We start from the raw sequence: 24,169 nt of genomic DNA, 5'->3' as shown, positions 1-24,169 counted from the left end.
CAGAGTACCGTTCACGCCATGTTTCACGTGAAACATGGCCGTGGGCAGAGTCCGCCAAACGATTGCCGCTATAATTCGTCATCCCGATTTTTCCCGCCCAGCCTCCCGGAGGAGGTGTCCCATGCTTTACCCGAAAGAATTCGACGTCATTGTCGTCGGCGGTGGTCACGCCGGCACCGAAGCTGCCCTCGCCGCCGCGCGCATGGGCTGCCAGACGCTGCTGCTCACGCACAACATCGAGACGTTGGGCCAGATGAGCTGCAATCCGTCGATTGGCGGCATTGGCAAGGGGCATCTGGTCAAGGAAGTGGACGCCATGGGCGGCGCGATGGCAGCCGCCACCGACGAAGCCGGCATCCAGTTCCGGATCCTCAATTCCAGCAAGGGTCCGGCCGTGCGCGCCACGCGTGCCCAGGCTGACCGCGTGCTGTACCGCAAGGCCATCCGCACGCGCCTGGAGAATCAGCCCAACCTGATGCTGTTCCAGCAGGCCGTGGACGACCTGATGGTGGAGGGCGACCGCGTGGTGGGTGCCCGTACCCAGGCGGGAATCGACTTCCGCGCCCGTGCGGTGGTGTTGACCGCCGGTACCTTCCTCGATGGCAAGATCCACGTGGGCCTGGACAACTACACGGGCGGGCGTGCCGGTGACCCGGCTGCGGTGTCGCTGTCGGCTCGCCTGAAGGAACTGAAGCTGCCGCAGGGCCGCCTGAAGACCGGTACGCCGCCCCGGATCGATGGTCGGACCATCGATTTCTCGGTCATGGAAGAGCAGCCCGGCGACCTGGACCCGGTACCGGTGTTCTCGTTCCTCGGCCGCCCGGACCAGCACCCGCAGCAACTGCCGTGCTGGATCACCCATACCAATAGCCGTACCCACGACATTATCCGCAGCGGTCTCGACCGGTCGCCGATGTACACAGGCGTGATCGAGGGGGTAGGGCCGCGCTATTGCCCGAGCATCGAGGACAAGATTCATCGTTTTTCGGGCAAGGAAAGCCATCAGATTTTCCTTGAGCCGGAAGGGCTGACGACCAACGAGTTCTACCCGAACGGCATTTCGACGAGCCTGCCATTCGATGTGCAGCTGGATCTGGTGCATTCGATCCGGGGCATGGAGAACGCACATATCCTGCGCCCGGGCTACGCCATCGAATACGACTACTTTGATCCGCGAGGCCTGAAGGCGTCGCTGGAAAGCAAGGCGATTCAGGGCCTGTTCTTTGCCGGCCAGATCAACGGTACGACCGGCTACGAAGAAGCCGCCGCTCAGGGGCTGCTGGCCGGTATCAATGCCGGATGCTTCGTGCGCGAGCGCGATGCCTGGACGCCGCGTCGCGACCAGGCGTATCTGGGCGTACTCGTGGACGACCTGATTACGCGTGGTGTGACTGAGCCGTACCGCATGTTCACAAGCCGCGCCGAGTTCCGCCTGAGCCTGCGCGAAGATAATGCCGACATGCGTCTGACCGAAGCCGGTCGCGAACTGGGCGTGGTGGATGACGCACGCTGGGATGCCTTCAACCGCAAGCGCGACGCTGTTTCACGTGAAACAGAGCGCCTGAAGTCGACGTGGGTCAACCCGACGCTGCTGCCCGAAGTTGATGCCGTAGCGCTGCTGGGCAAGGCCATCGAGCGGGAGTACTCGCTGGCTGATCTGCTGCGCCGCCCGGAAGTCCGCTACGAAGCACTGGTGGCCCTGCAGGATGGCCGTTATGCACCGGAAACGCCGCTCGCTGACGATGCCATGCTGGCCGAACAGATCCGCGAGCAGATCGAGATCGGCATCAAATACCATGGCTACATCGCCCGTCAGGCGGCCGAGGTGGACAAGCTGGGCGCCAATGAAGCCACCAGGCTGCCGCTGGACTTCGACTACACCGAAGTCCGTGGCCTTGGGTTCGAAGTCAGCCAGAAGCTGAACCAGCACCGTCCGGAAACGCTGGGCCAGGCTTCGCGGATTTCGGGCGTCACGCCAGCGGCGATCTCACTGTTGCTGGTGCATCTGAAGAAGAAGGGCATGGGGCGCACGGCGCAGACGAACGGAAAGGCCGGCGACGGCCAGGAGGCTGCCTGAGTGGGCGGCTACCGATACACCGTGGTTGACGAGGCTGCTCAACGCCAACGCCTGGAAGCCGGGCTTGCCGCCATCGGCCTGGCACTGGCCCCCGCACAGATCGAGACGCTGTTCGCGTACCTGACGCTGCTCCGCAAATGGAACAGCGTCTACAACCTAACTGCCATCCGTCATCCCGACGAGATGCTGACCCACCACATGCTCGATTCGCTGGCGGCAGTCCCCGCGCTGGCGGAGGCTGCCCGCAGCACGGCCGTACCCGATGCTGCGCGGGGGCGGGTGCTCGACGTTGGCTCGGGTGGCGGCATGCCGGGCATGCCCCTGGCCATCGCCCGTCCGGATGTGTCGGTGCTGATGGTCGATATCGTGCAGAAGAAGACTGCGTTTCTGACGCAGTGCCGTGCGCAACTGCATCTGACCAACGCGGCCGCGCATTGGGGGCCGGTGGAGAAGATCGAAGATGCCAATGGCTATGCCGTCATTACGTCGCGCGCATTTGCCGAGCTGACGGACTTCGTGAACCTGTCCGGCCACCTGCTGGCGCCGGGCGGCAAGCTGCTGGCGATGAAGGGTGTTTATCCACAGGCCGAGATCGACCGGATGGAAGCCGCCGGCATGATGCAGACGTGGCAAGTGGAATCGGTGCCGAAAATCGTCGTCCCCGAGCTGGACGCAGAACGGCATCTCGTAGTGTTATCGCGGCGTTGAATCCGCAGGTTTGAATTTGGGAAGTGTTATTCGTCGCATGAATATGAATGACACACACAGGGAGCTGCAAGCGCATATGGCCAAGGTATTTGTGATCGCAAACCAGAAGGGCGGCGTCGGCAAGACCACCACCACGGTGAATCTGGCCGCCGGTCTGGCCGCGCAGGAGCAGCGTGTGCTGCTGGTCGACCTGGACCCCCAGGGCAATGCCTCGATGGGCTCGGGCATCGACAAGCAGTCGCTGGAACACAGCGTGTACCAGGTGCTGGTGGGGCTGGCATCGGTACAGCAGGCAACCCGGCGATCGGAGTCGGGCCGCTACGACGTGCTGCCGGCCAACCGCGAACTGGCCGGTGCCGAAGTGGAACTGGTGGAACTGGACCAGCGCGAGCGGCGCCTCAAGCAGGCGCTGGCCGAGGTGGACGACCAGTATGACTTCGTGCTGATCGACTGCCCGCCGTCGCTGTCGCTGCTCACGCTGAACGGCCTGTGCGCCGCGCATGGCGTGATCGTGCCGATGCAGTGCGAGTATTTCGCGCTCGAAGGGCTGTCCGACCTGGTCAACACGATCAAGCAGGTGCATGCCAACCTGAATCGCGACCTGAAGGTGATCGGCTTGCTGCGCGTGATGTTCGACCCGCGCGTGACGCTGCAGCAGCAGGTATCGGCGCAACTGGAGGCCCACTTCGCGGAGAAGGTATTCAAGACCGTGATCCCGCGCAATGTGCGGCTGGCCGAGGCACCGTCATATGGCATGCCGGGCGTGGCCTTCGATGCGTCCTCGAAGGGCGCCAAAGCGTATCTTGATTTCGGCGCGGAGATGATCGCGCGCGTACGCCAGCTCGGTTGAGCGGCACGAACAGACAGGGAAGGGTGGCGAGCATGGTGACCGCTAAGAAGAAGGGTCTGGGCCGGGGGCTGGAAGCACTGCTCGGCGGGCCGGCCGAGATTGTCGAAACCGCAAAGCAGGATGGCGCACCGTCGGTGCTGGGCGTCAATCAGCTCCAGCCCGGCAAGTACCAGCCGCGTACCCGCATGGACGAGGGCGCGCTGCAGGAACTGGCGGCGAGCATCCGTGCGCAGGGGCTGATGCAGCCGATCCTGGTGCGCCGCGTGGCGGAGCCGGATCGCTACGAAATCATCGCTGGCGAACGTCGCTTCCGCGCGTCGAAGCTGGCAGGGCTCGACAAGGTGCCGGTCCTGGTCAAGGACGTGCCCGACGAGGCCGCCGCCGCGATGGCGCTGATCGAGAATATCCAGCGCGAAGACCTGAATCCGCTGGAAGAGGCGCAGGGCATCATGCGCCTGATCCGCGAATTCAGTTTCACGCACGAGCAGGCGGCCGAATCGGTCGGCCGTTCGCGCAGCGCGGTTTCGAACCTGCTGCGCCTGCTGAACCTGGCATCGCCGGTGCAGACCATGCTGATGGCGGGCGATCTCGACATGGGACACGCGCGCGCGCTGCTGGCCGTGGATGGCGCCAACCAGATCACGCTGGCCAACCAGATCGTGAACAAGCGGCTATCGGTACGCGAAACCGAGAAGCTCGTCGCGTCGACGCTGAAGCCGTTCGACCTGAAGTCGCTCAAGCAGAAGCAGGGCAACGGTACGCGCGATGTGGCGCGGCTCGAAGAGGAACTGTCCGACACGCTGGGGCTGGCCGTGCAGATCAAGCTGGGCGCACGGGGCAAAGGCCAGCTGACCATCCACTTCAGCACCAACGACGCGCTCGATGGCGTGCTGACCCGCCTGCGCGAGCCGGCTGCCAACGCCTGACGCCAGTCCCGGTCGGATTCCGTATACGTTTACGCGGTATACGGCAATCGTTTTACCGAGGATATTGCCGGGCTGTCGACACCGCGCGACAGCCCGAAGTCCATGCACCGCGCCGTGGCATGAATCTGCGCGATAACCGCACGACGCACCGGGACCGACCTTTCGGAATGCACGCCCTAATGGGCGCCAACGATGGCCGATTAGCCATCATGCACGCGCCAGCGTGCGCAATCCAATTACGTTACGCATCATTGCCGCGCAATTTCGCACCATCCATCATGAATGCGTGATAGCAACCGTTGTGCGAAATTCGCTGCAAGCTAACTGAAAGCAGATTGACTCGTGTTGCTGATTGCTAATAGAATCGTGCGGTTTGAATTCTGGCCGGACGCAAAAAGTTCCGGCCTGGAACGAGGCTAGGCAGGTGGTGGTACGAGACCGTCAGCAGGAAATATCGCAAGTCGGCACGGCATCCCGCGACAATCGTCGAGATGATGATTGGCGTGATGACTGGGATGATAGCGCCGCGCGCGAAGATGAAGCTGTCGATCCGCTGTCGCATGCCGAAGCGGTGACGCTGCTTGGCGAGCGCGCGTTGCGCCCGTCGCGCATGACACCGGGCAAGGTCGTGCTGGCGCAGGTCGTCGTGACGCTGCTGTCGGCTGTCGCCTGGGCGGTGTTCGCGCATGAGCATGCACCGTCGGGCTGGTCGGCCTTCTTCGGCGGCATGGCGTGTTTCGTCCCCAGCGGCTTCTTTGCGCTGCGTCTGTATATGTCGCGCAAGCAGCCGTCGGTCGGCGGCCTGGTGGCCGGCGAGGCAATCAAGGTCTTCGGCACGATGGCACTGCTGGTGCTGGTGATCGTGCTGTACCGCGATCTGCGCTGGGTGCCGATGCTGGTCACGTTCCTGTTGGCGCTCAAGACTTATTGGGTGGCGCTCGCGATCCGCTAAGCGGAGATACGCGAATCCCGTCGCCCTTGGCAATGCATGAAGCAGGGCCACGGCGTGGGGTTCGGTCTCAGATGAGGCACCCATCCGGAATATCAAGTGGTTTTACGCGCAGGGCGTCACATCCGTGAAGCGCTGCGTGAGTAAGGTTTTGCCCAGAACAATAGCGCGGGCTTGCCCAGGCGGTGACCGGTCACGTGACCGAAGGCCAAAGCAAGACGCATACCGGGTAACTGCCCAAGCGGTTGCCGGAAACAAAGATTTCGCAATATACCGATCGTTTCGACATGTCAGCTGAAGCTACCCAAGGCGCTGGGCACACGCTCACACCCTCAGGCTATATCGCCGAACACCTGCAGAACTTTAATTCGGTCGGCGGCAAGCAGCATTCCGTCGTCGATTTCAGTGTCCTCAACTACGACACCGTGTTCTGGTCGGTGCTGTGCGGCGTCATCGCCGTGCTGTTCCTGTATGTCGCCGCCCGCCGGGTCACGGCCGGCGTGCCGGGCCGCTTCCAGGCCTTCGTGGAAATGATCGTCGAGATGGTCGACGACCAGGCCAAGGGCATCATCCACGGCGACCGCTCGTGGATCGCTCCGCTGGCCCTGATGGTGTTCTGCTGGATCACCATGATGAACGCGATCGACCTGATCCCCGTGGACTGGGTTACCGGCCTGAACAACGTGCTGGGCATCTTCCACATCCACCTTCCGCACCACCGCGCAGTGGCCACGGCCGACCTGAACGGCACGCTGGGCATGTCGTGCTCGGTTCTGGTGCTGATGATCTACTACAGCTTCAAGATCAAGGGCGCAGGCGGCTTCATGCACGAGCTGTTCTCCGCACCGTTCGGCGCCAAGTGGTACCTGGCCCCGTTCAACCTGATCCTGAACATCATCGAATTCCTGGCCAAGGCTGTGTCGCTGGGCATGCGGTTGTTCGGCAACATGTACGCCGGCGAACTGGTGTTCCTGCTGATCGCCCTGCTGGGTTCCATCTGGACGTTCAGCGCCGACCTGTCGGCCCTGGGCTTCGTCGGACACGTGGTTGCCGGTACCGTATGGGCCATCTTCCACATCCTGATCGTGCTGCTCCAGGCATTCATTTTCATGATGCTGACGCTGGTGTACATCGGCCAGGCTCACGATCACCACTGATTTCCCGGTTCTTCGTTTTTTGGTTTTTTGGTTCTAAGTCTCTCTAAATTAAAGGAGTCATCATGCAAGCATATCTCGCCAACATCCAGGGTCTGACCGCAATCGGTATCGGCATCATCATCGGTCTGGGCGCTATCGGCGCCTGCCTGGGTATCGCCCTGATGGGTGGCAAGTACATCGAAGCCTGCGCACGTCAGCCCGAGCTGATGAACCCGCTGCAAACCAAGATGTTCCTGCTGGCTGGCCTGATCGACGCTGCATTCCTGATCGGTGTGGGTGTTGCAATGCTGTTCGCCTTCGCCAACCCGCTGCTGTCGGTCATTCAGTAAGTCTTTTCGGTCTGCATGATGCTGACGGGCGGCGCAGGCCTCAGTCCGATGGCCTGGCCGCCCTTGTGCATTTATCTGTAGTTTGATTACCGAAAGGAACACACCATGAATCTGAACGCAACGTTTTTTGCGCAGATGGTCGTGTTCTTCATCCTGTGGTGGGTTGTTGCCAAATTTATTTGGCCGCCGCTGGTGAAGGCGCTCGACGAACGCGCAAAGAAGATCGCCGATGGCCTCGCCGCTGCCGAAAAGGGCAAGGCGGAGCTTGAACTCGCCAACAAGCGTGTGGACCAGGCCATGGCCGAAGCCCGCACCGAAGGCGCACAACGTGTGGCCGACGCTGAAAAGCGCGCCCAGGTTGCCGCTGACGAGATCAAGCAGAACGCCCAGGCAGAAGCCGCACGCATCATCGCCCAGGCCAAGGCCGAGGCAGAGCAGCAAGTGACCCGCGCCCGCGAAACGCTGCGCGACCAGGTCGCCGTGCTTGCCGTGAAGGGTGCAGAGCAGATCCTCAAGCGTGAAGTGAACGCGCAGGTGCATGCAGACCTGCTCAATCAACTCAAGGCTGAGCTCTAATCATGGCTGAAACCGCAACCATTGCCCGTCCCTACGCCGAGGCGCTGTTCCGCGTCGCGAGCGAAGCCGGTGCAGGCAACCTGGGTGCATGGTCCGAGCTGGTGTCGGAGATGGGGCAGGTTGCCGCCAACCCCGACATGCAGGCGCTCGCCACCGATCCGAACGTCCCGGGCGAAAAGCTCCAGGAAGTGTTCCTGTCGGTGCTGAAGAGCCCGGTGAACGATGAAGCGCGTCGCTTCGTCAACCTGCTGGTGGAAAACAACCGCCTGACGGTGCTGCCGGAAGTCGCCGAACAGTTCCATGCGCTCAAGAATGCCCGCGAGGGTTCGTCCGACGTCGAGATCATCAGCGCTTACCCGCTGGACGATTCGCAGACGAAGGAACTGGTCGCCGTACTCGAACGCAAGTTCGGTCGCAAGCTGTACGCAAAGGTGGCGGTGGACCCGTCGCTGATTGGCGGCGTGAGCGTCAAGGTCGGCGACGAAGTGCTCGACACCTCCGTGCGCGCGCGCCTGGCTGCCATGCAAGCCACGCTGACCGCCTGACCGCAACGGCCGACGGATTGAAGAATTAGGAGCATTGTGATGCAACTGAACCCCTCAGAAATCAGCGAGCTGATCAAGTCCCGCATCTCGGGTCTTGGCGCCGACGCTGAAGTGCGCAACACCGGCACGGTGATTTCCGTGACCGATGGTATCTGCCGCGTGCATGGCCTGTCCGGCGTGATGCAGGGCGAGATGCTGGAATTCCCGGGTAACACGTTTGGCCTGGCACTGAACCTCGAGCGTGACTCGGTGGGTGCCGTGGTGCTGGGCGATTACGAACACATTTCGGAAGGCGATACGGTCAAGTGCACCGGCCGCATTCTGGAAGTGCCGGTTGGCAAGGAACTGCTGGGCCGCGTGGTCAACACGCTGGGTCAGCCGATCGACGGCAAGGGTCCGATCAACGCCAAGGAAACGGACGTGATCGAGAAGGTGGCTCCGGGCGTGATCGCACGTCAGTCGGTGAGCCAGCCGGTGCAGACCGGCCTGAAGTCGATCGACGCCATGGTGCCGATCGGCCGTGGCCAGCGCGAGCTGATCATTGGCGACCGCCAGACCGGCAAGACCGCCGTGGCCGTCGATGCCATCATCAACCAGAAGGGCAAGGGCGTCTTCTGCGTGTACGTGGCAATCGGCCAGAAGGCTTCGACGATCTCGAACGTGGTGCGCAAGCTCGAAGAGCACGGCGCCATGGAATACACGATCGTCGTGGCCGCATCGGCTTCGGACTCGGCCGCCATGCAGTACCTGGCTGCCTACGCCGGCTGCACGATGGGCGAGTACTTCCGCGACCGCGGCGAAGACGCGCTGATCGTTTATGACGATCTGACCAAGCAAGCCTGGGCCTACCGCCAGGTGTCGCTGCTGCTGCGCCGCCCGCCGGGCCGTGAAGCCTACCCGGGTGACGTGTTCTACCTGCACTCGCGCCTGCTGGAGCGTGCAGCCCGCGTGAACGAAGACTACGTGGCCAAGTTCACGAACGGCGCCGTCACCGGCAAGACCGGTTCGCTGACCGCGCTGCCCGTGATCGAAACGCAGGCCGGCGATGTGTCCGCGTTCGTGCCGACCAACGTGATCTCGATTACCGACGGTCAGATCTTCCTGGAAACCGACCTGTTCAACGCCGGTATCCGTCCCGCTATCAACGCCGGTATTTCGGTGTCGCGCGTGGGTGGTGCCGCTCAGACCAAGGTCATCAAGAAGCTGTCCGGCGGTATCCGTACCGACCTGGCCCAGTACCGTGAACTGGCTGCGTTCGCGCAGTTCGCCTCGGACCTGGACGATGCCACCCGCAAGCAGCTGGAGCGCGGCCGCCGCGTGACGGAACTGCTGAAGCAGCCGCAATACCAGCCGCTGCAGGTGTGGCAACTGGCCGCGTCGCTGTATGCCGCGAACAATGGCTTCCTCGACAACGTCGACGTGAAGGACATCCTGCCGTTCGAAAAGGGCCTGCACGACCATCTGAAGACCAAGTTCGCCGACCTCGTCAACCGCATCGAAGATACCAAGGATCTGTCGAAGGACGACGAAGCCGCCCTGCGTGCAGCGATCGAGGATTTCAGGAAGTCCGCCGCGTTCTAACCGCGTGATTCCACGGACCGCGCCGTAGCTGCCGCAAGGCATGCGGCGCGGCACGAATGGAGAGGAAAGATATGGCCGGAACGAAAGAGATTCGAACCAAGATCAAGAGCGTGCAGAACACGCGAAAGATCACCAAGGCGATGGAAATGGTCGCCGCGTCCAAGATGCGCAAGGCGCAGGAACGGATGCGCAACGCCCGTCCCTACGCTGAAAAAGTGCGCAATATCGCAGCGCACCTGGCCACCGCCAACCCCGAGTTCAAGCACCCGTTCATGGTGGAGCGCGATGTAAAGCGCGTCGGCATGATCGTGGTGACGACCGACAAGGGTCTGTGCGGCGGCATGAATACCAACGTGCTGCGAGCCGTGACCAATGAACTGAAGACCCTGCAGAACCGTGGCGTGGACGTGCAAGCGACCGCCATCGGCACCAAGGGCATGCAGTTCCTGGGTCGCATTGGCGCCAAGGTGGTCTCGAACGTGGTGCACCTCGGTGACACCCCGCATCTGGAAAAGCTGATCGGCGCGATCAAGGTCCAGCTGGATGCCTTTACCAACGGCGAAGTCGACGCGGTGTACCTGGCTTATACCAAGTTCATCAACACGATGAAGCAGGAGCCGATGGTCGAGCAACTGCTGCCGCTGGCCGCAGACAAGCTGAGCCAGACCGAAGATGAAAAGCGCGCCTACTCGTGGGATTACATCTACGAGCCCGACGCCCAGACGGTTGTGGAAGAGCTGCTCGTCCGCTACGTCGAAGCGCTGGTGTACCAGGCCGTGGCCGAGAACATGGCGTCGGAGCAATCCGCGCGCATGGTGGCCATGAAGGCGGCTTCCGACAATGCCAAGAACGTGATTGGCGAACTGCAGCTGGTCTACAACAAGACCCGCCAGGCAGCGATCACGAAGGAACTGTCGGAAATCGTCAGCGGCGCAGCTGCGGTCTAAGGCGTCAAGAATTCAAGCTATCGGAGATACGAAATGAGTATCGGAAATATTGTGCAGTGCATTGGCGCCGTGGTGGACATCGAGTTCCCGCGCGACGCAATGCCGAAGGTGTACGACGCACTCGTGCTCGAAGAGGGCAACGACAAGTCGTTTGCCGAGAAGGGTCTGACCTTCGAAGTGCAGCAACAGCTCGGTGACGGCGTGGTGCGTACCATTGCCCTGGGCTCGTCGGACGGCCTGCGCCGTGGCATGTCGGTGAAGAGCACCGGCGCCCCCATCTCCGTGCCGGTTGGCCACGGTACGCTGGGCCGCATCATGGACGTGCTGGGTCGCCCGATCGACGAAGCCGGCCCGATCGCCGCTGACGAAAAGCGCGCGATTCACCAGAAGGCACCGAAGTTCGACGAACTGTCGCCCTCGGTTGACCTGCTGGAAACCGGCATCAAGGTGATCGACCTGGTGTGCCCGTTCGCAAAGGGCGGCAAGGTGGGCCTGTTCGGTGGCGCCGGCGTCGGCAAGACCGTGAACATGATGGAGCTCATCAACAACATCGCCAAGCAGCACAGCGGTCTGTCGGTGTTTGCCGGCGTGGGCGAGCGTACCCGTGAAGGGAACGACTTCTACCACGAAATGAAGGACTCGAACGTGCTCGACAAGGTGGCCATGGTGTTCGGCCAGATGAACGAGCCGCCGGGCAACCGTCTGCGCGTGGCGCTGACCGGCCTGACGATGGCCGAGCGCTTCCGTGACGAAGGCCGTGACATCCTGTTCTTCGTCGACAACATCTACCGCTACACGCTGGCCGGTACCGAAGTGTCGGCACTGCTGGGCCGTATGCCTTCCGCCGTGGGCTACCAGCCGACGCTGGCTGAAGAAATGGGCAAGCTGCAGGAGCGTATTACGTCGACCAAGACTGGCTCGATCACGTCGATCCAGGCCGTGTACGTGCCTGCCGATGACTTGACCGACCCGTCGCCGGCTACCACCTTCCTGCACCTGGACTCGACCGTCGTGCTGTCGCGTGACATCGCCGCGCTGGGTATCTACCCCGCCGTCGATCCGCTCGATTCGACCTCGCGCCAGCTGGATCCGCAAGTCGTGGGCACGGAACACTACGAAGTGGCCCGCCGCGTTCAGCAGACCCTGCAGCGCTACAAGGAACTGCGCGACATCATCGCGATTCTGGGCATGGACGAACTGTCGCCGGAAGACAAGCTGGCCGTGTCGCGCGCTCGTAAGATCCAGCGTTTCCTGTCGCAGCCGTTCCACGTGGCCGAAGTGTTCACGGGTTCGCCGGGCAAGTACGTGCCGCTGAAGGAAACCATCCGTGGTTTCAAGATGCTGGTGGATGGCGAGTGCGATCACCTGCCGGAACAGGCCTTCTACATGGTCGGTTCGATCGACGAAGCTTTCGAGAAGGCCAAGAAGCTTCAGTAAGCGGCGTCTTTCGCCTTGGCGCCAGAGCGTGGCTGCCGTGCCCCGGCACGCGGCCGCAATCGGCGCGAAGGCGAAGATCGTGCTTCCTGATTTGCGGGAAGCCAACGCTTTCTGGAGAAAGGATCTTATATGGCAACCATTCTTGTAGACGTCGTCAGCGCCGAAGCGTCGATCTTCTCCGGTCAGGCGAAGTTCGTGGCGCTGCCGGGCGAGACGGGTGAGCTGGGCATTCTGCCGGGCCACACGCCGCTGATCACCCGCATCCAGCCGGGTGCGGTGCGCATCGAGAAGGAAGACGGCAGCGAGGAATTCGTGTTCGTTGCTGGCGGTATTCTCGAAGTGCAGCCTCAGCACGTGACCGTTCTGGCCGACACCGCCATCCGCGGCAGCGACCTGGACGAAGCCAAGGCGCAGGAAGCCAAGCGCGCCGCAGAGGAACTGATGCAGAACCAGAGCAGCGATCTGGATCTGGCTCGCGCCCAAAGCGAGCTGGCCGTGGCCGCTGCGCAACTGGCTGCAATCGCCCGTCTGCGCCGTAAGAAGTAAGCATTACCTGCAGACGCCACGCTGTTGTTTTTCGGCGTGGCAAATGAAAAAGGCAGCCGATCAGGCTGCCTTTTTTTCTTCCGGACGCTATATTTCGTTGCCTGGACCACAAAAAAAAGCGCGCGGGCCGGGGAGGCTCCGCGCGGACGGGAAAATCCCTTCGAGGGGTCAATTCGAAGGAACGGGTTCGGTCCAGGATTCACTTACAAGCGCAGCGGAACTTCTTGTCCGCATCATTGGCGAGTTTCCAGTTATCGGAATCTCAAGCCACGCGCTACCGGTCTTCCTGGTAGTCCGGATCAGTCGATTTCAATCGGCTGGTCCGGATAAATCGGGAACTGCTCAGGCTTTCTTCCACACCCCTTATTTTTCAAGGCTTTAGCGGCGGGGGTGCCTCACACCAAGCGCTGGTCTGTCAATGCATTGTGGGGGAAACTTCTGGCGATGGCAGTAACAAAATGTATCCTTTTGCAAGAAGATGAAAGCCCGGGCGGCAGGAATCCGGCTTTTTGGACACTTTTGTTCGTTTTTGAAAGCGTTTTCACTACGCCACGTAGCGATTCACCTAATCAAAAATGTTAAGACATTGCCCCCGTAGTGTACTGAATGCATTACGTTTTTTCGGCTAGCGCTTAATACCTTCCCCACTTTCGTGGGATGTCCGAAATGTGGCCCCGGAAAGTGTGTTCGCTGGCGCATTCAGCGTTACGATTGGAAACGGTTCCAAGGGCACATTTCGACGCAGTCAAAGAGTCCCGGCACGCGCATCACAGGCGCTACACTGGCGGACGTTCGTCATTCCGCCAGAATTCCCAGCCATGGCCATTGATCCCCAGCTGCAAGCCTATTACCGCCAGATGGCGGAAGCGTATGCCGGCCAACCCGTTGCGCAGAGCGCCGTCGAGCGTCGCGCGCGATTTGTGGATGTGGCTGCGCGCTCGCAGTTGCCCGACCCCGAAGGCCTGGCGGTCACGGATCTTGAACTGCCGGTGGAGGGCGCATCTCTGGCCGTTCGGCTATTCCGACCGGTCGACGTCGACCACCCGCGGCTGGTCGTCTATTTCCACGGCGGCGGCTGGGTTGTCGGATCGCCGGTCACCCACCATACCGTGGCGGCCTTGCTGGCGGCCGATACTGGCTGCGCAGTCGCCAGCGTCGACTACCGGCTTGCGCCTGAGCATGCATTCCCGACACCTTGCGACGATGCCATTGCGGCAGTGCGTCGGCTCGCCAACGCGCGTGAAGAACTTGGATTCGCGCCCGAATTCCTTGCCGTCGCGGGCGACAGCGCAGGCGGCCATCTGGCTGCCGTCGCCGCACGGCATCTCAACGACGAGGCCGGCCGCCACGTGGTCAACGCCCAGCTGCTGATCTATCCGGTGGCCGCGCCTGTGCTGACAACCGAGAGCTACCGCGCCTTCGCCGATGGCCCGGGCCTGACGCGTGACGAAATGGCGTGGTTCTGGACCCAGTACATCGGAGCCGATGCCCTGGCGCTCGGCGCCGCGCATACCGACCCGCGCATCAACCTGATGGCGACCCCGCCGCGCCATCTTCCGCCTGCCAGTGTGGTCATCGTGGCATCCAATGACGTGCTGCGCGACGACGGCCTGGCCTACGCCGATTTCCTTGTGCGCCACGATGCGCCCGTCGTCACGATCGAGGCCAGCGGCATGACCCATGGATTCGCCCGGCTGCAGCCCGACGCCCCACGTGCGCGCGAATGGATGCGTCGCGCGGCCCAGGCCTTTGTCGCCGCGTTCGACGAAATCTGACGGACGCGCGCCGGAAGCTGGCGCGGATATGACGGCCATCATCTGCCGGGGCGGCTGCACGCAGCGGCGTTCCCGTAGAATGGCGGTCTTACGAGGATGACCATGACCGTACTGCAGAACGACACCTTCCTGCGCGCGCTGCGCCGGCAACCCACCGAATACACGCCGCTCTGGCTGATGCGTCAGGCCGGCCGCTACCTGCCCGAGTACAACGCCACGCGCGCTCGCGCGGGCAGCTTCCTGGGGCTGGCGAAGAACCCGGCGTATGCCACGGAAGTCACGCTGCAGCCGCTCGACCGCTATCCGCTCGATGCCGCGATCCTGTTCTCGGACATCCTGACGGTGCCCGACGCGATGGGCCTGGGTCTGTCGTTTGCGCAGGGCGAGGGCCCGCGCTTTGCCCATCCGCTGCGCACCGAAGCCGACGTGGCAAAGCTGGCCGTGCCGGACATGTCGTCCCTGCAATACGTATTCGACGCGGTCAGCGAGATCCGTCGCGCGCTGGTGCAGGATGGCGCCCAACGCGTGCCGCTGATCGGGTTTTCGGGCAGCCCGTGGACGCTGGCCTGCTATATGGTCGAAGGCGGTGGTTCGGACGACTTCCGCACCGTCAAGGCAATGATGTACGCCCGGCCCGACCTGATGCACCGGATCCTGGAGATCAACGCGCAAGCCGTCTCCGCCTATCTGAATGCCCAGATCGAGGCAGGCGCGCAGGCCGTGATGGTGTTCGACACCTGGGGCGGCGCGCTGGCCGACGGCATGTACCAGACGTTCTCGCTCGCCTATATGCGACGGGTGCTGCAGGGCCTGAAGCGCGAGCACGACGGCCAGCAGATTCCGGTGATTGTGTTCACGAAGGGCGGCGGTATCTGGCTGGAGCAGATCGCTGCCATCGAACCCGATGCAATCGGGCTGGACTGGACGGTCAACCTGGCCCAGGCGCGCCGCCGCACCGAGGGCAAGGTCGCGCTCCAGGGCAATATTGATCCCACGGTGCTGTTTGCGTCGGAATCGGCAATCCGCGAGCAGGTGCGCGGTGTGCTCGATAGCTACGCGGCAGGTGGCGGCAGCGATGGCCATGTCTTCAACCTTGGACATGGCATCTCGCAGTTCACGCCGCCGGAAAACGTTTCGGTGCTGGTGGACGAAGTGCACAGCCACAGCCGCAAGCTGCGCAGCGCCAGGGTTGCACCTGCAGCCTGACCTGGGCGGTTACCCCGCGACGCAGCGATGTGATGGGTATTTGCCGCGCAGTGCTGCGGCAGGCGCTGCGCGCGTCCTGTCAAGTAAACTATTTAACGATATTTCGCCAAAAAGGTGCCAGGCGCTTGTTCTCAAGGCTTGACTTATGCACACCGATAGGTTTGCGGCACTGCACGAGCGGGTTACCCCTTAACTCAGTTGGGGGGTCTTTGCAAGTCCTTGATTCATAAGGCTTTGAATGTTCTGCAATGGTGGGTGCAAGGTCGATGAAAGCCTTGTGCCAAGCGCCTTGCCGGGAAGTTGGTGCGACTTTTCAACAAAGTTATCCACAGGGCCGATTGAAGGGGTGGAAAACCATCCGTGGATCATCGACTTAGGGTCACATTTGAAGTTTTACTTTAAGTTGATGTTGCGCCGCACACAGACACTCGCCCCCGTCCTCTGCTCCTCGCGCATGCACAACGACAGCGCAACCGGGCTGCACCAAGCAGGGGTCTGCGCATGACCTCGCGCATGCCCGATGCGGATCAAGCTGGCCCCGCCTTGCAACCTGTGGCGTCCTTCCCACAGGCATCTTCCCCGCGCATTGTTCGCGTCGCCCTGGACACCCCGGCCGACGACTGTTTCGACTATCTGGCCGATGACGGCGTGACGCCTGGCGAACTGGTGGTGGTGCCCTTTGGCAAGCGCCAGGTGGTCGGTGTGGCGGTTGCGCTTGTGGATAACTCTGACGTGCCGGAGGACAAGCTCCGTCCCGTCGTGGAGCGAATTGGCTGGATGCCGCCGTTGAGCACCCAATGGTTGGCATTGAGCCGCTTTGCCGCTCGCTACTACCATCGCCGGCTTGGCGAAGTGATGCTGCCAGCGCTGCCGCCATCGCTGCGGGAGTCAGAAACCTGGGAACGCCTCGGACAGCGCGCGCGCACCACGCAGTACCGGGTACGCCCCGGCCAGGCCGAAGCACTGCGCCAGGCTGCCCCGCCCCGCGCGCGCACCGTTCGCGCGCTGGCGGACGCCCTGATCGACGCGCAGGACTGGGTACGCCTGGCCGATGCCCGCGAACTCTGCACGGCGGCACCGGCCCGGCTGGATGAATGGACGGCCGCCGGCTGGCTCGAATGCATGCATGCCGATCGGCCGCTGCTGGAAACGGATACGACCCGCGAGGCGTCCGTCGCGCCCACCCTGCATGCGGAGCAGCAACTGGCGGTGGATGCCATCGCTGCCGTAGAAGGGTATGCCGCCTTCCTGCTGCATGGGGTGACCGGCAGCGGCAAGACCGAGGTCTATCTCCATGCCATGGCCCAGCGGCTGGCTGCCAATCCCAGGGCCCAGATGCTGATGCTGGTGCCTGAGATCAATCTCACGCCGCAACTGCAATCGCGCATTGCCGAACGCTTTCCGCATCTGCCGCTGGCCGTGCTCCACAGCGGCCTGGCCGACCAGGAGCGCAGCCTGCAATGGCTGGCGGCCCATCGCGGCGAGGCCCGCATCGTACTGGGTACGCGCATGGCGGTGATGGCGTCGCTGCCGCACCTGAGCCTGATCGTGGTCGACGAAGAGCACGATACGTCCTACAAACAGCAGGAAGGCTTGCGGTACTCGGCACGCGATCTGGCCGTCTGGCGTGCCAACCAGCTGGGGATCCCCGTGGTGCTGGGTTCGGCAACGCCGTCGATGGAGACCTGGTATCGGGCGGAGCAGGGCGCGTACCGCAAGCTGGTGCTGCGCGAGCGCGCGCAGACCGATGCGGCCTTGCCGGTCGTGCGGCTGATCGACCTCAATCACGAGCGGCAGCGGCAGCGCGCGCTGTATGAAGGCTTGTCGGTGCCGCTACTCGATGCCATCCAGCAGCGGCTGGACCGCGGCCAGCAGAGCCTGCTGTTCCTGAACCGGCGAGGCTATGCACCGGTGCTGGCCTGCGACAGCTGCGGCTGGCTTTCGGGCTGTCCACGATGCTCGGCGTACCTGGTGCTGCATCGCCCAGAGCGGCGCTTGCGCTGCCACCACTGCGGTCTGGAATCACCGGTACCTCATCATTGTCCCGACTGCGGCAACGTGGATATTGCGCCACTTGGACGCGGCACACAGCGGATCGAGGAAGCATTGGCCGCGCGCTTTCCACAAGCCCGCATCGCCCGTATCGACGCCGACTCCACGCGGCGCAAGGGCAGTGCCCAGGCGATGTTCGACGAAGTCCATGCAGGCGAGGTCGATATCCTGGTGGGCACGCAGATGGTGGCCAAGGGGCACGACTTCCAGCGCGTGACGCTGGTCGGCATCGTCCATCCCGACGCCGCGATGTTCAGCCACGATTTCCGGGCCGCCGAGCACCTGTTTGCATCGCTGATGCAGGTGTCGGGTCGGGCGGGCAGGGCAGGGTTGGGCGGCGAAGTCATGATTCAGACTCGGTACCCGGATGCCCCCGCATTGCAGGCGCTGGCGCGCCATGACTATGATGGATTCGCCGCCAGCCAGTTGCGCGAGCGGCGGCAGGCCGGGTTGCCCCCGTTTGCCTACCAGGTGCTGATTACCGCCGAGCACGGTCAGCTGGAACGGGCGCTGGCGTTTTTGCAGGCGGCCCGCGAACAGGCCGATGCCTGCGCGATGGCGCCAAAGGTGCAACTGCACGACCCGGTGCCGATGTCGATGGTCCGGTTGTTCAACAAGGAACGCGCCCAGATGCTGGTGGAGGCGGACTCCCGTCCCGTCTTGCAGCGCTTTGTGAGTGAGTGGGTGCCGACTTTCGATGAAGTCGGCACGCGTGTGAAGGGGGTGCGCTGGCAGTTGGAAATCGATCCGCTGCGAATCTGAGGGCCTGTCCCGGCGAGTGGAAATGTTGCGTTAGTGCAACCTTTTCGGGGCGGTAGAACTAAGTGGTTGCACTAGGTTGCACCTAGTAAATCTCCGAGAGTAAGATCGCGCCAGCCCGGTAGTCTGGCCGGTACGCTTGCGCGTATTGCCGGCACTGCCAATCGTCTTACCGAGATCCGCTGGAGAACTGCCCGCATGGCCACCACCACCCTTGGCGTCAAGCTTGATGATGCTTCGCGCGAACGCCTCAAACGTGTTGCCCAATCGATCGACCGCACGCCGCACTGGCTGATCAAACAGGCGATCTTTACGTATCTGGAGCAGGTGGAGCGCGGTCATCTGCCGCACGAGGCCGGTTCGGCCGGGCTGGCCGACGGCGATGGCACAGATGCGGGCGATACTGCGCACGGCGACGCCATGCCGCAGCCGTTCCTGGAATTTGCCCAGAGCATCCAGCCGCAGTCGGTGCTGCGCGCCGCCATTACCTCGGCCTACCGCCGCCCCGAAACCGAATGCGTGCCGGTGCTGCTGGAGCAGGCCCGTCTGCCGCAGGCCCAGGCCGATGCCGCCATCAAGATGGCCAAGGCGCTGGCGCAGAAGCTGCGCGAGCAGAAGGTGGGCACGGGCCGCGAAGGCCTGGTGCAGGGCCTGATCCAGGAATTCTCGCTGTCGTCGCAGGAAGGCGTGGCGCTGATGTGCCTGGCCGAAGCCCTGCTGCGCATCCCCGACAAGGCCACGCGCGACGCGCTGATCCGCGACAAGATCAGCGGCGCCAACTGGCAGTCGCACCTGGGCCAGAGCCCGTCGCTGTTCGTCAATGCCGCTACCTGGGGCCTGCTGCTGACCGGCCGCCTGGTGGCAACGCACACCGAAGCCGGCCTGTCGAAGGCGCTGACGCGCATTATCGGCAAGGGCGGCGAGCCGCTGATCCGCAAGGGCGTGGACATGGCGATGCGCCTGATGGGCGAGCAGTTCGTCACCGGCGAGACCATTTCCGAAGCGCTGGCCAACGCGCGCAAGTACGAAGCCGAAGGCTTCCGTTATTCGTATGACATGCTTGGCGAAGCGGCCATGACCGAGGCCGATGCCCAGCGCTACCTGGCATCGTACGAGCAGGCCATCCACGCCATCGGCCAGGCCTCGCGCGGCCGTGGCATCTATGAAGGCCCGGGTATCTCGATCAAGCTGTCGGCGCTGCACCCGCGCTACAGCCGCGCCCAGCACGAGCGCGTAATCTCGGAGCTGTACGGCCGCCTGAAGAGCCTGACGATGCTGGCCCGCCAGTACGACATCGGCATCAATATCGACGCCGAGGAAGCCGACCGCCTGGAAATCTCGCTCGACCTGCTCGAACGCCTGTGCTTCGAGCCCGAACTGGCCGGCTGGAACGGCATCGGCTTCGTGGTGCAGGGCTACCAGAAGCGCTGCCCGTTCGTGATCGACTACCTGATCGACCTGGCGCGCCGCAGCCGCCATCGCCTGATGATCCGCCTGGTCAAGGGCGCCTACTGGGACAGCGAAATCAAGCGCGGCCAGGTGGACGGCCTGGAGGGCTATCCGGTCTACACGCGCAAGGTCTATACCGACGTGTCGTACGTGGCCTGCGCGCGCAAGCTGCTGTCGGTGCCGGACGCGATCTACCCGCAGTTCGCCACGCACAACGCGCACACGCTGTCGGCCATCTACCAGATCGCCGGGCAGAACTACTACCCCGGCCAGTACGAGTTCCAGTGCCTGCATGGCATGGGCGAGCCGCTGTACGACCAGGTGGTGGGCGCCAAGGCCGACGGCAAGTTTGGCCGGCCGTGCCGCATCTACGCCCCGGTGGGTACGCACGAGACGCTGCTGGCGTACCTGGTGCGCCGCCTGCTGGAAAACGGCGCCAACACGTCGTTCGTGAACCGGATCGCCGATGAAACGATTCCGCTCGACGAACTGGTGGCCGACCCGGTGGCCGTGGTCGAGCAGATGCACAAGACGGAAGGCACGATGGGCCTGCCGCACCCGCGCATTCCGCAACCGCGCACGCTGTATGGCGACTCGCGCGCCAATTCGGCCGGTATCGACCTGTCGAACGAGCACCGCCTGGCGTCGCTGTCGTCCGCGCTGCTGGCGGGTACCAGCGATGTGCTGCGCGCCGACCCGCTGCTGGGCGCCGATGTGGACCGTGCCGATGCCAGGACGGAACCGGTGCTGAACCCGGCCGACCACCGCGACGTGGTGGGCCATGTGAGCGAAGCCACGCCGGCCGAGATCGAAGCGGCGCTGACGGCTGCCGTCAATGTGGCGCCGATCTGGCAGGCCACGCCGCCCGAGGTGCGCGCCGCCGCGCTGGAGCGTGCCGCCGACCTGATGGAAGCCCAGATGCAGTCGCTGATGGGCATCATCATGCGCGAGGCTGGCAAGACGTTCTCGAACGCCATCGCCGAAGTGCGCGAGGCCGTCGACTTCCTGCGCTACTACGCCGTGCAGGTGCGCGAGACGTTCTCGAACGACACGCACCGCCCGCTGGGTCCCGTGGTCTGTATCAGCCCGTGGAATTTCCCGCTGGCGATCTTCACCGGCCAGGTTGCCGCCGCGCTGGCCGCCGGCAATCCAGTGCTGGCAAAGCCGGCCGAACAGACCCCGCTGATCGCCGCCGCTGCCGTGCGCCTGCTGCGCGATGCCGGCGTGCCGGCCGGGGCCGTGCAACTGCTGCCCGGCCGTGGCGAAACGGTGGGTGCCGCGCTGGTGGGCGATGCCCGCGTGAAGGGGGTGATGTTCACCGGATCGACCGAAGTGGCACGCCTGCTGCAGCGTAACGTGGCGGGCCGCCTGGACGCCGCCGGGCGTCCGATCCCGCTGATCGCCGAAACCGGCGGCCAGAACGCGATGATCGTCGACTCGTCGGCGCTGGCCGAACAGGTGGTGGGCGACGTCGTGAACTCGGCGTTCGATTCCGCCGGACAGCGCTGCTCGGCGCTGCGCGTGCTGTGCCTGCAGGAAGACGTGGCCGACCGCATCCTGGAAATGCTCAAGGGCGCGATGGGCGAGTTGACGCTGGGCAACCCGGATCGCCTGTCGACCGACGTGGGCCCGGTGATCGACGACGAGGCGCGCGGCAATATCGTGCGCCATATCGAGGCCATGCGTGCCAAGGGCCGCCGCGTGCACCAGGCCGATCCGGGCGCCGCGCAATCGGCGGCCTGCCGCAACGGCACGTTCGTGCCGCCGACGCTGATCGAACTGGATTCGATCGAGGAACTGAAGCGCGAGGTGTTTGGCCCGGTGCTGCATGTGGTGCGCTACCCGCGCGCCGCGCTGGACACAATGATCGGCCAGATCAATGGCACCGGCTACGGGTTGACGCTGGGCATCCACACGCGGATCGACGAAACCATCGCGCATATCGTTGATCGCGCGCATGTTGGCAACCTCTACGTGAACCGCAATATCGTGGGTGCAGTGGTGGGCGTGCAGCCGTTTGGCGGCGAAGGCCTGTCAGGCACCGGCCCGAAGGCGGGCGGCCCGTTGTACCTGCATCGCCTGCTGTCGGTCTGCCCGCAGGATGCGGTGGCCAATGTCGTGCGTGCATCGGATGTCAACGGCGGCGCCGCAGACGCGCCGGCATCGCCCGAACTGTCCGCGCTGAAGGCGTGGGCGCAGTCGGCACAGCCGGAACTGGCCGCCGCCTGCGACCGCCTGGCGGCCGCTTCGGCTTCGGGCCTGTCGGTGACGCTGCCCGGCCCCACGGGCGAGCGCAATACGTACTCGCTGCTGCCGCGCGAGCGCGTGCTGTGCCTGGCCCAGCAGGAATCCGATCTGGCGCTGCAACTGGCGGCCGTGCTGGCCGTGGGTTCCGAAGCGTTGTGGACTGACACACCTGTTGCAAAGGCGCTGTTGGCGCGCCTGCCTGCCGCAGTACAATCGCGCGTCCGCGTGGTTTCCGACTGGCTGGGCACGGACATCGGCTTCGATGCCGTGCTGCACCACGGTGATTCCGACCAGCTGCGCACGGTCTGCGAACAGGCGGCCACGCGCCCCGGCCCGATCGTCGGCGTGCAGGGCCTGGCCCAGGGTGAACCGAATATCGCGCTGGAGCGTTTGTTGATCGAGCGTTCGCTGTCCGTCAACACGGCGGCGGCGGGCGGCAATGCAAGTCTGATGACGATCGGCTGAGGCCACGGGCCACTGCGGATTGTCAGCAAAGTGTGTGGCGGGGGCCGGCGATCCCGACCCTGCCGCGCAACCCAGGAACGGAACGGTGCTGCCAACGCCGATCCGCAAATATGCCGACACCGGCACCATATGGCACCCTATGGGACCCAAGGAGAACTGATGAGCTCGACATTCCGCAAGACGGCCATGACCGTTGCCATGGCCGTTGCTGGCCTGACCGCTGCCTCGGCCGCTTTCGCCCAGGCACAGGAAATCAAGCTGGGCTACGCCGGCCCGCTGACCGGCGGCCAGGCACAGTACGGCAAGGACATGCAGAACGGCATCGTCCTGGCCATCGACGACATGAACGCCACCAAGCCGAAGATCGGTGGCAAGGAAGTCAAGTTTGTCCTGATCTCCGAAGACGACCAGGCCGACCCGAAAACCGGTTCGGTGGTGGCCCAGAAGCTGGTGGACGCCGGCATCCAGGGCATGCTCGGCCACTTCAATTCGGGTACCAGCATTCCCGCGTCGATGGTCTACAACCGCGCCGGCATTCCGCAGATCGCCATGGCGACGGCGCCTGAATACACCCGCCAGGGCTTCAAGACCACGTTCCGCATGATGACGTCCGACACCCAGCAGGGTTCGGTGATCGGTGCCTTCGTGGTGAAGAAGCTGGGCGCCAAGAACATCGCCATCGTCGACGACCGCACCGCCTACGGGCAGGGCCTGGCCGACGAGTTCGAGAAGGCCGCCAAGGCCGCCGGCGGCAAGATCGTGCGCCGCGAGTTCACGAACGACAAGGCCGTGGACTTCAAGGCCGTGCTGACCAACATCAAGCGCAGCAACCCGGACGTGATCTTCTACGGCGGCGCCGAGACCCAATCGGCCCCGATGGCCAAGCAGGTCAAGGAACTGGGCATGAAGGCACCGATCGTGTCGGGCGAAATGTCCAAGACCGACAACTTCCTGAAGCTGGCCGGCCCGGCTGCCGAAGGCACCGTGGTGTCGCTGGCCGGCCTGCCGCTGGAACAGATGCCGGGCGGCAACGCCTACGAGAAGAAGTACGAGAAGCGCTTCGGCTCGAAGGTCCAGACGTACTCGCCGTACGCCTATGACGGCGCCACGGCGATGATGAACGCCATGATCAAGGCCGGCTCGGCCGATCCGGCGCGCTACCTGCCGGTGCTGGCCGCCACGAACATGCAGGGCGTGACCACCAAGACCCTGGCCTACGACGCACGCGGCGACCTGAAGGACGGCGGTATCACCGTCTACAAGGTCCAGGGCGGCAAGTGGACCGTGCTGGAAACGGTCGGCGGCAAGTAATCGCCTCGATTGCCACAGCTTTGATGCATTTCCTGTAGTACTTCAGCACGCCGGACGGCTTTCCTACGGACGGCGTGTTCTGAACTGGTAGCACTGACGCCACCCGGGCCTGGCCCGTGGTGGCGTTTTTTATGGTGTCTGCCCATGGGCATGGGTCTGTTCTGCCTGGAAGACCCCGGTCCCCGCCCCCGTCAACCCAAATCAGACCCCTTTCCGCCCCTGTTCTCTTCCAAGCGAGTCACGCCAATGGCGCATAATTCCGCTTTTGCCGAATTCT

General features: G+C 63.7%; 19 protein-coding genes. All 19 read left to right on the top strand.

Translation table 11 applies throughout. The features are described from left to right. Window positions 1-121 precede the first annotated feature (121 nt). Window positions 122-2,077: a tRNA uridine-5-carboxymethylaminomethyl(34) synthesis enzyme MnmG gene (mnmG, locus tag A9J21_RS14755; protein ID WP_066736823.1), complete on the top strand. Its 1,956-nt coding sequence runs from the start codon at window positions 122-124 to the stop codon at window positions 2,075-2,077. Continuing rightward, window positions 2,078-2,785 (top strand): 16S rRNA (guanine(527)-N(7))-methyltransferase RsmG, encoded by a 708-nt coding sequence (gene rsmG / locus A9J21_RS14750; protein ID WP_066736818.1) that lies wholly within the window; start codon window positions 2,078-2,080, stop codon window positions 2,783-2,785. It begins immediately after the preceding gene. Between the two features lie 76 nt (window positions 2,786-2,861). Next, complete coding sequence (locus A9J21_RS14745; protein WP_066736867.1) at window positions 2,862-3,635, top strand: ParA family protein; 774 nt, start codon at window positions 2,862-2,864, stop codon at window positions 3,633-3,635. A 32-nt stretch (window positions 3,636-3,667) separates the two neighbouring features. After that, entirely contained in the window at window positions 3,668-4,561 is an 894-nt protein-coding gene (locus tag A9J21_RS14740) for a ParB/RepB/Spo0J family partition protein (RefSeq protein WP_066736815.1), read from the top strand. Window positions 4,562-4,985: 424 nt separating this feature from the next. Then, window positions 4,986-5,513 (top strand): ATP synthase subunit I, encoded by a 528-nt coding sequence (locus tag A9J21_RS14735; protein ID WP_066736814.1) that lies wholly within the window; start codon window positions 4,986-4,988, stop codon window positions 5,511-5,513. 284 nt (window positions 5,514-5,797) lie between these two features. Then, entirely contained in the window at window positions 5,798-6,667 is an 870-nt protein-coding gene (gene atpB, locus A9J21_RS14730; protein WP_066736812.1) for a F0F1 ATP synthase subunit A, read from the top strand. A 62-nt stretch (window positions 6,668-6,729) separates the two neighbouring features. Then, window positions 6,730-6,996 carry a F0F1 ATP synthase subunit C gene (gene atpE / locus A9J21_RS14725; RefSeq protein WP_008650162.1) on the top strand — a complete coding sequence of 89 codons (267 nt, stop codon included), beginning with the start codon at window positions 6,730-6,732 and terminating at the stop codon, window positions 6,994-6,996. A gap of 105 nt (window positions 6,997-7,101) precedes the next feature. After that, window positions 7,102-7,572, top strand: coding sequence for a F0F1 ATP synthase subunit B (locus A9J21_RS14720; RefSeq protein ID WP_066736810.1), 471 nt, complete (start codon window positions 7,102-7,104; stop codon window positions 7,570-7,572). Between the two features lie 2 nt (window positions 7,573-7,574). Further along, complete coding sequence (locus tag A9J21_RS14715; RefSeq protein WP_066736809.1) at window positions 7,575-8,117, top strand: F0F1 ATP synthase subunit delta; 543 nt, start codon at window positions 7,575-7,577, stop codon at window positions 8,115-8,117. Window positions 8,118-8,156: 39 nt separating this feature from the next. Beyond that, a complete protein-coding gene (gene atpA, locus A9J21_RS14710) occupies window positions 8,157-9,698 on the top strand; it encodes a F0F1 ATP synthase subunit alpha (RefSeq protein WP_029051302.1) in 1,542 nt (513 codons plus the stop codon). A 71-nt stretch (window positions 9,699-9,769) separates the two neighbouring features. Beyond that, a complete protein-coding gene (atpG, locus tag A9J21_RS14705; protein ID WP_066736808.1) occupies window positions 9,770-10,645 on the top strand; it encodes a F0F1 ATP synthase subunit gamma in 876 nt (291 codons plus the stop codon). 33 nt (window positions 10,646-10,678) lie between these two features. Continuing rightward, on the top strand, window positions 10,679-12,082 hold the full coding sequence (atpD, locus tag A9J21_RS14700) for a F0F1 ATP synthase subunit beta (RefSeq protein WP_029051300.1): 1,404 nt from the start codon (window positions 10,679-10,681) through the stop codon (window positions 12,080-12,082). A gap of 129 nt (window positions 12,083-12,211) precedes the next feature. Beyond that, on the top strand, window positions 12,212-12,628 hold the full coding sequence (locus A9J21_RS14695) for a F0F1 ATP synthase subunit epsilon (RefSeq protein WP_066736807.1): 417 nt from the start codon (window positions 12,212-12,214) through the stop codon (window positions 12,626-12,628). Between the two features lie 43 nt (window positions 12,629-12,671). Continuing rightward, window positions 12,672-13,010, top strand: coding sequence for a hypothetical protein (locus A9J21_RS31565; protein WP_156545894.1), 339 nt, complete (start codon window positions 12,672-12,674; stop codon window positions 13,008-13,010). Window positions 13,011-13,446: 436 nt separating this feature from the next. Next, on the top strand, window positions 13,447-14,403 hold the full coding sequence (locus A9J21_RS14690; RefSeq protein ID WP_066736805.1) for an alpha/beta hydrolase: 957 nt from the start codon (window positions 13,447-13,449) through the stop codon (window positions 14,401-14,403). A 102-nt stretch (window positions 14,404-14,505) separates the two neighbouring features. Further along, window positions 14,506-15,609 carry a uroporphyrinogen decarboxylase gene (gene hemE / locus A9J21_RS14685; protein WP_066736865.1) on the top strand — a complete coding sequence of 368 codons (1,104 nt, stop codon included), beginning with the start codon at window positions 14,506-14,508 and terminating at the stop codon, window positions 15,607-15,609. A 501-nt stretch (window positions 15,610-16,110) separates the two neighbouring features. Beyond that, window positions 16,111-18,423 carry a primosomal protein N' gene (locus A9J21_RS14680; protein WP_066736804.1) on the top strand — a complete coding sequence of 771 codons (2,313 nt, stop codon included), beginning with the start codon at window positions 16,111-16,113 and terminating at the stop codon, window positions 18,421-18,423. Window positions 18,424-18,618: 195 nt separating this feature from the next. After that, on the top strand, window positions 18,619-22,581 hold the full coding sequence (gene putA, locus A9J21_RS14675; RefSeq protein ID WP_066736803.1) for a trifunctional transcriptional regulator/proline dehydrogenase/L-glutamate gamma-semialdehyde dehydrogenase: 3,963 nt from the start codon (window positions 18,619-18,621) through the stop codon (window positions 22,579-22,581). Between the two features lie 159 nt (window positions 22,582-22,740). Beyond that, complete coding sequence (locus tag A9J21_RS14670; protein ID WP_066736802.1) at window positions 22,741-23,892, top strand: branched-chain amino acid ABC transporter substrate-binding protein; 1,152 nt, start codon at window positions 22,741-22,743, stop codon at window positions 23,890-23,892. Window positions 23,893-24,169 lie beyond the last annotated feature (277 nt).

Origin of the sequence: Cupriavidus sp. D384 (assembly GCF_001652915.1) — a bacterium.
Taxonomy (GTDB): domain Bacteria; phylum Pseudomonadota; class Gammaproteobacteria; order Burkholderiales; family Burkholderiaceae; genus Cupriavidus.
The sequence above is the reverse complement of the archived record's forward strand: the minus strand, read 5'-3'. Positions and strand labels throughout refer to the sequence as shown.

Bases quoted from the DNA above. Each gene is read 5' to 3' on its own strand.
- mnmG (WP_066736823.1), top strand. From the start codon at position 122: ATGCTTTACCCGAAAGAATTCGACGTCATTGTCGTCGGCGGTGGTCAC.
- A9J21_RS14745 (WP_066736867.1), top strand. From the start codon at position 2,862: ATGGCCAAGGTATTTGTGATCGCAAACCAGAAGGGCGGCGTCGGCAAG.
- A9J21_RS14740 (WP_066736815.1), top strand. From the start codon at position 3,668: ATGGTGACCGCTAAGAAGAAGGGTCTGGGCCGGGGGCTGGAAGCACTG.
- atpB (WP_066736812.1), top strand. From the start codon at position 5,798: ATGTCAGCTGAAGCTACCCAAGGCGCTGGGCACACGCTCACACCCTCA.
- atpE (WP_008650162.1), top strand. From the start codon at position 6,730: ATGCAAGCATATCTCGCCAACATCCAGGGTCTGACCGCAATCGGTATC.
- A9J21_RS14720 (WP_066736810.1), top strand. From the start codon at position 7,102: ATGAATCTGAACGCAACGTTTTTTGCGCAGATGGTCGTGTTCTTCATC.
- A9J21_RS14715 (WP_066736809.1), top strand. From the start codon at position 7,575: ATGGCTGAAACCGCAACCATTGCCCGTCCCTACGCCGAGGCGCTGTTC.
- atpA (WP_029051302.1), top strand. From the start codon at position 8,157: ATGCAACTGAACCCCTCAGAAATCAGCGAGCTGATCAAGTCCCGCATC.
- atpG (WP_066736808.1), top strand. From the start codon at position 9,770: ATGGCCGGAACGAAAGAGATTCGAACCAAGATCAAGAGCGTGCAGAAC.
- atpD (WP_029051300.1), top strand. From the start codon at position 10,679: ATGAGTATCGGAAATATTGTGCAGTGCATTGGCGCCGTGGTGGACATC.
- A9J21_RS14695 (WP_066736807.1), top strand. From the start codon at position 12,212: ATGGCAACCATTCTTGTAGACGTCGTCAGCGCCGAAGCGTCGATCTTC.
- A9J21_RS31565 (WP_156545894.1), top strand. From the start codon at position 12,672: ATGAAAAAGGCAGCCGATCAGGCTGCCTTTTTTTCTTCCGGACGCTAT.
- A9J21_RS14690 (WP_066736805.1), top strand. From the start codon at position 13,447: ATGGCCATTGATCCCCAGCTGCAAGCCTATTACCGCCAGATGGCGGAA.
- hemE (WP_066736865.1), top strand. From the start codon at position 14,506: ATGACCGTACTGCAGAACGACACCTTCCTGCGCGCGCTGCGCCGGCAA.
- A9J21_RS14680 (WP_066736804.1), top strand. From the start codon at position 16,111: ATGACCTCGCGCATGCCCGATGCGGATCAAGCTGGCCCCGCCTTGCAA.
- putA (WP_066736803.1), top strand. From the start codon at position 18,619: ATGGCCACCACCACCCTTGGCGTCAAGCTTGATGATGCTTCGCGCGAA.
- A9J21_RS14670 (WP_066736802.1), top strand. From the start codon at position 22,741: ATGAGCTCGACATTCCGCAAGACGGCCATGACCGTTGCCATGGCCGTT.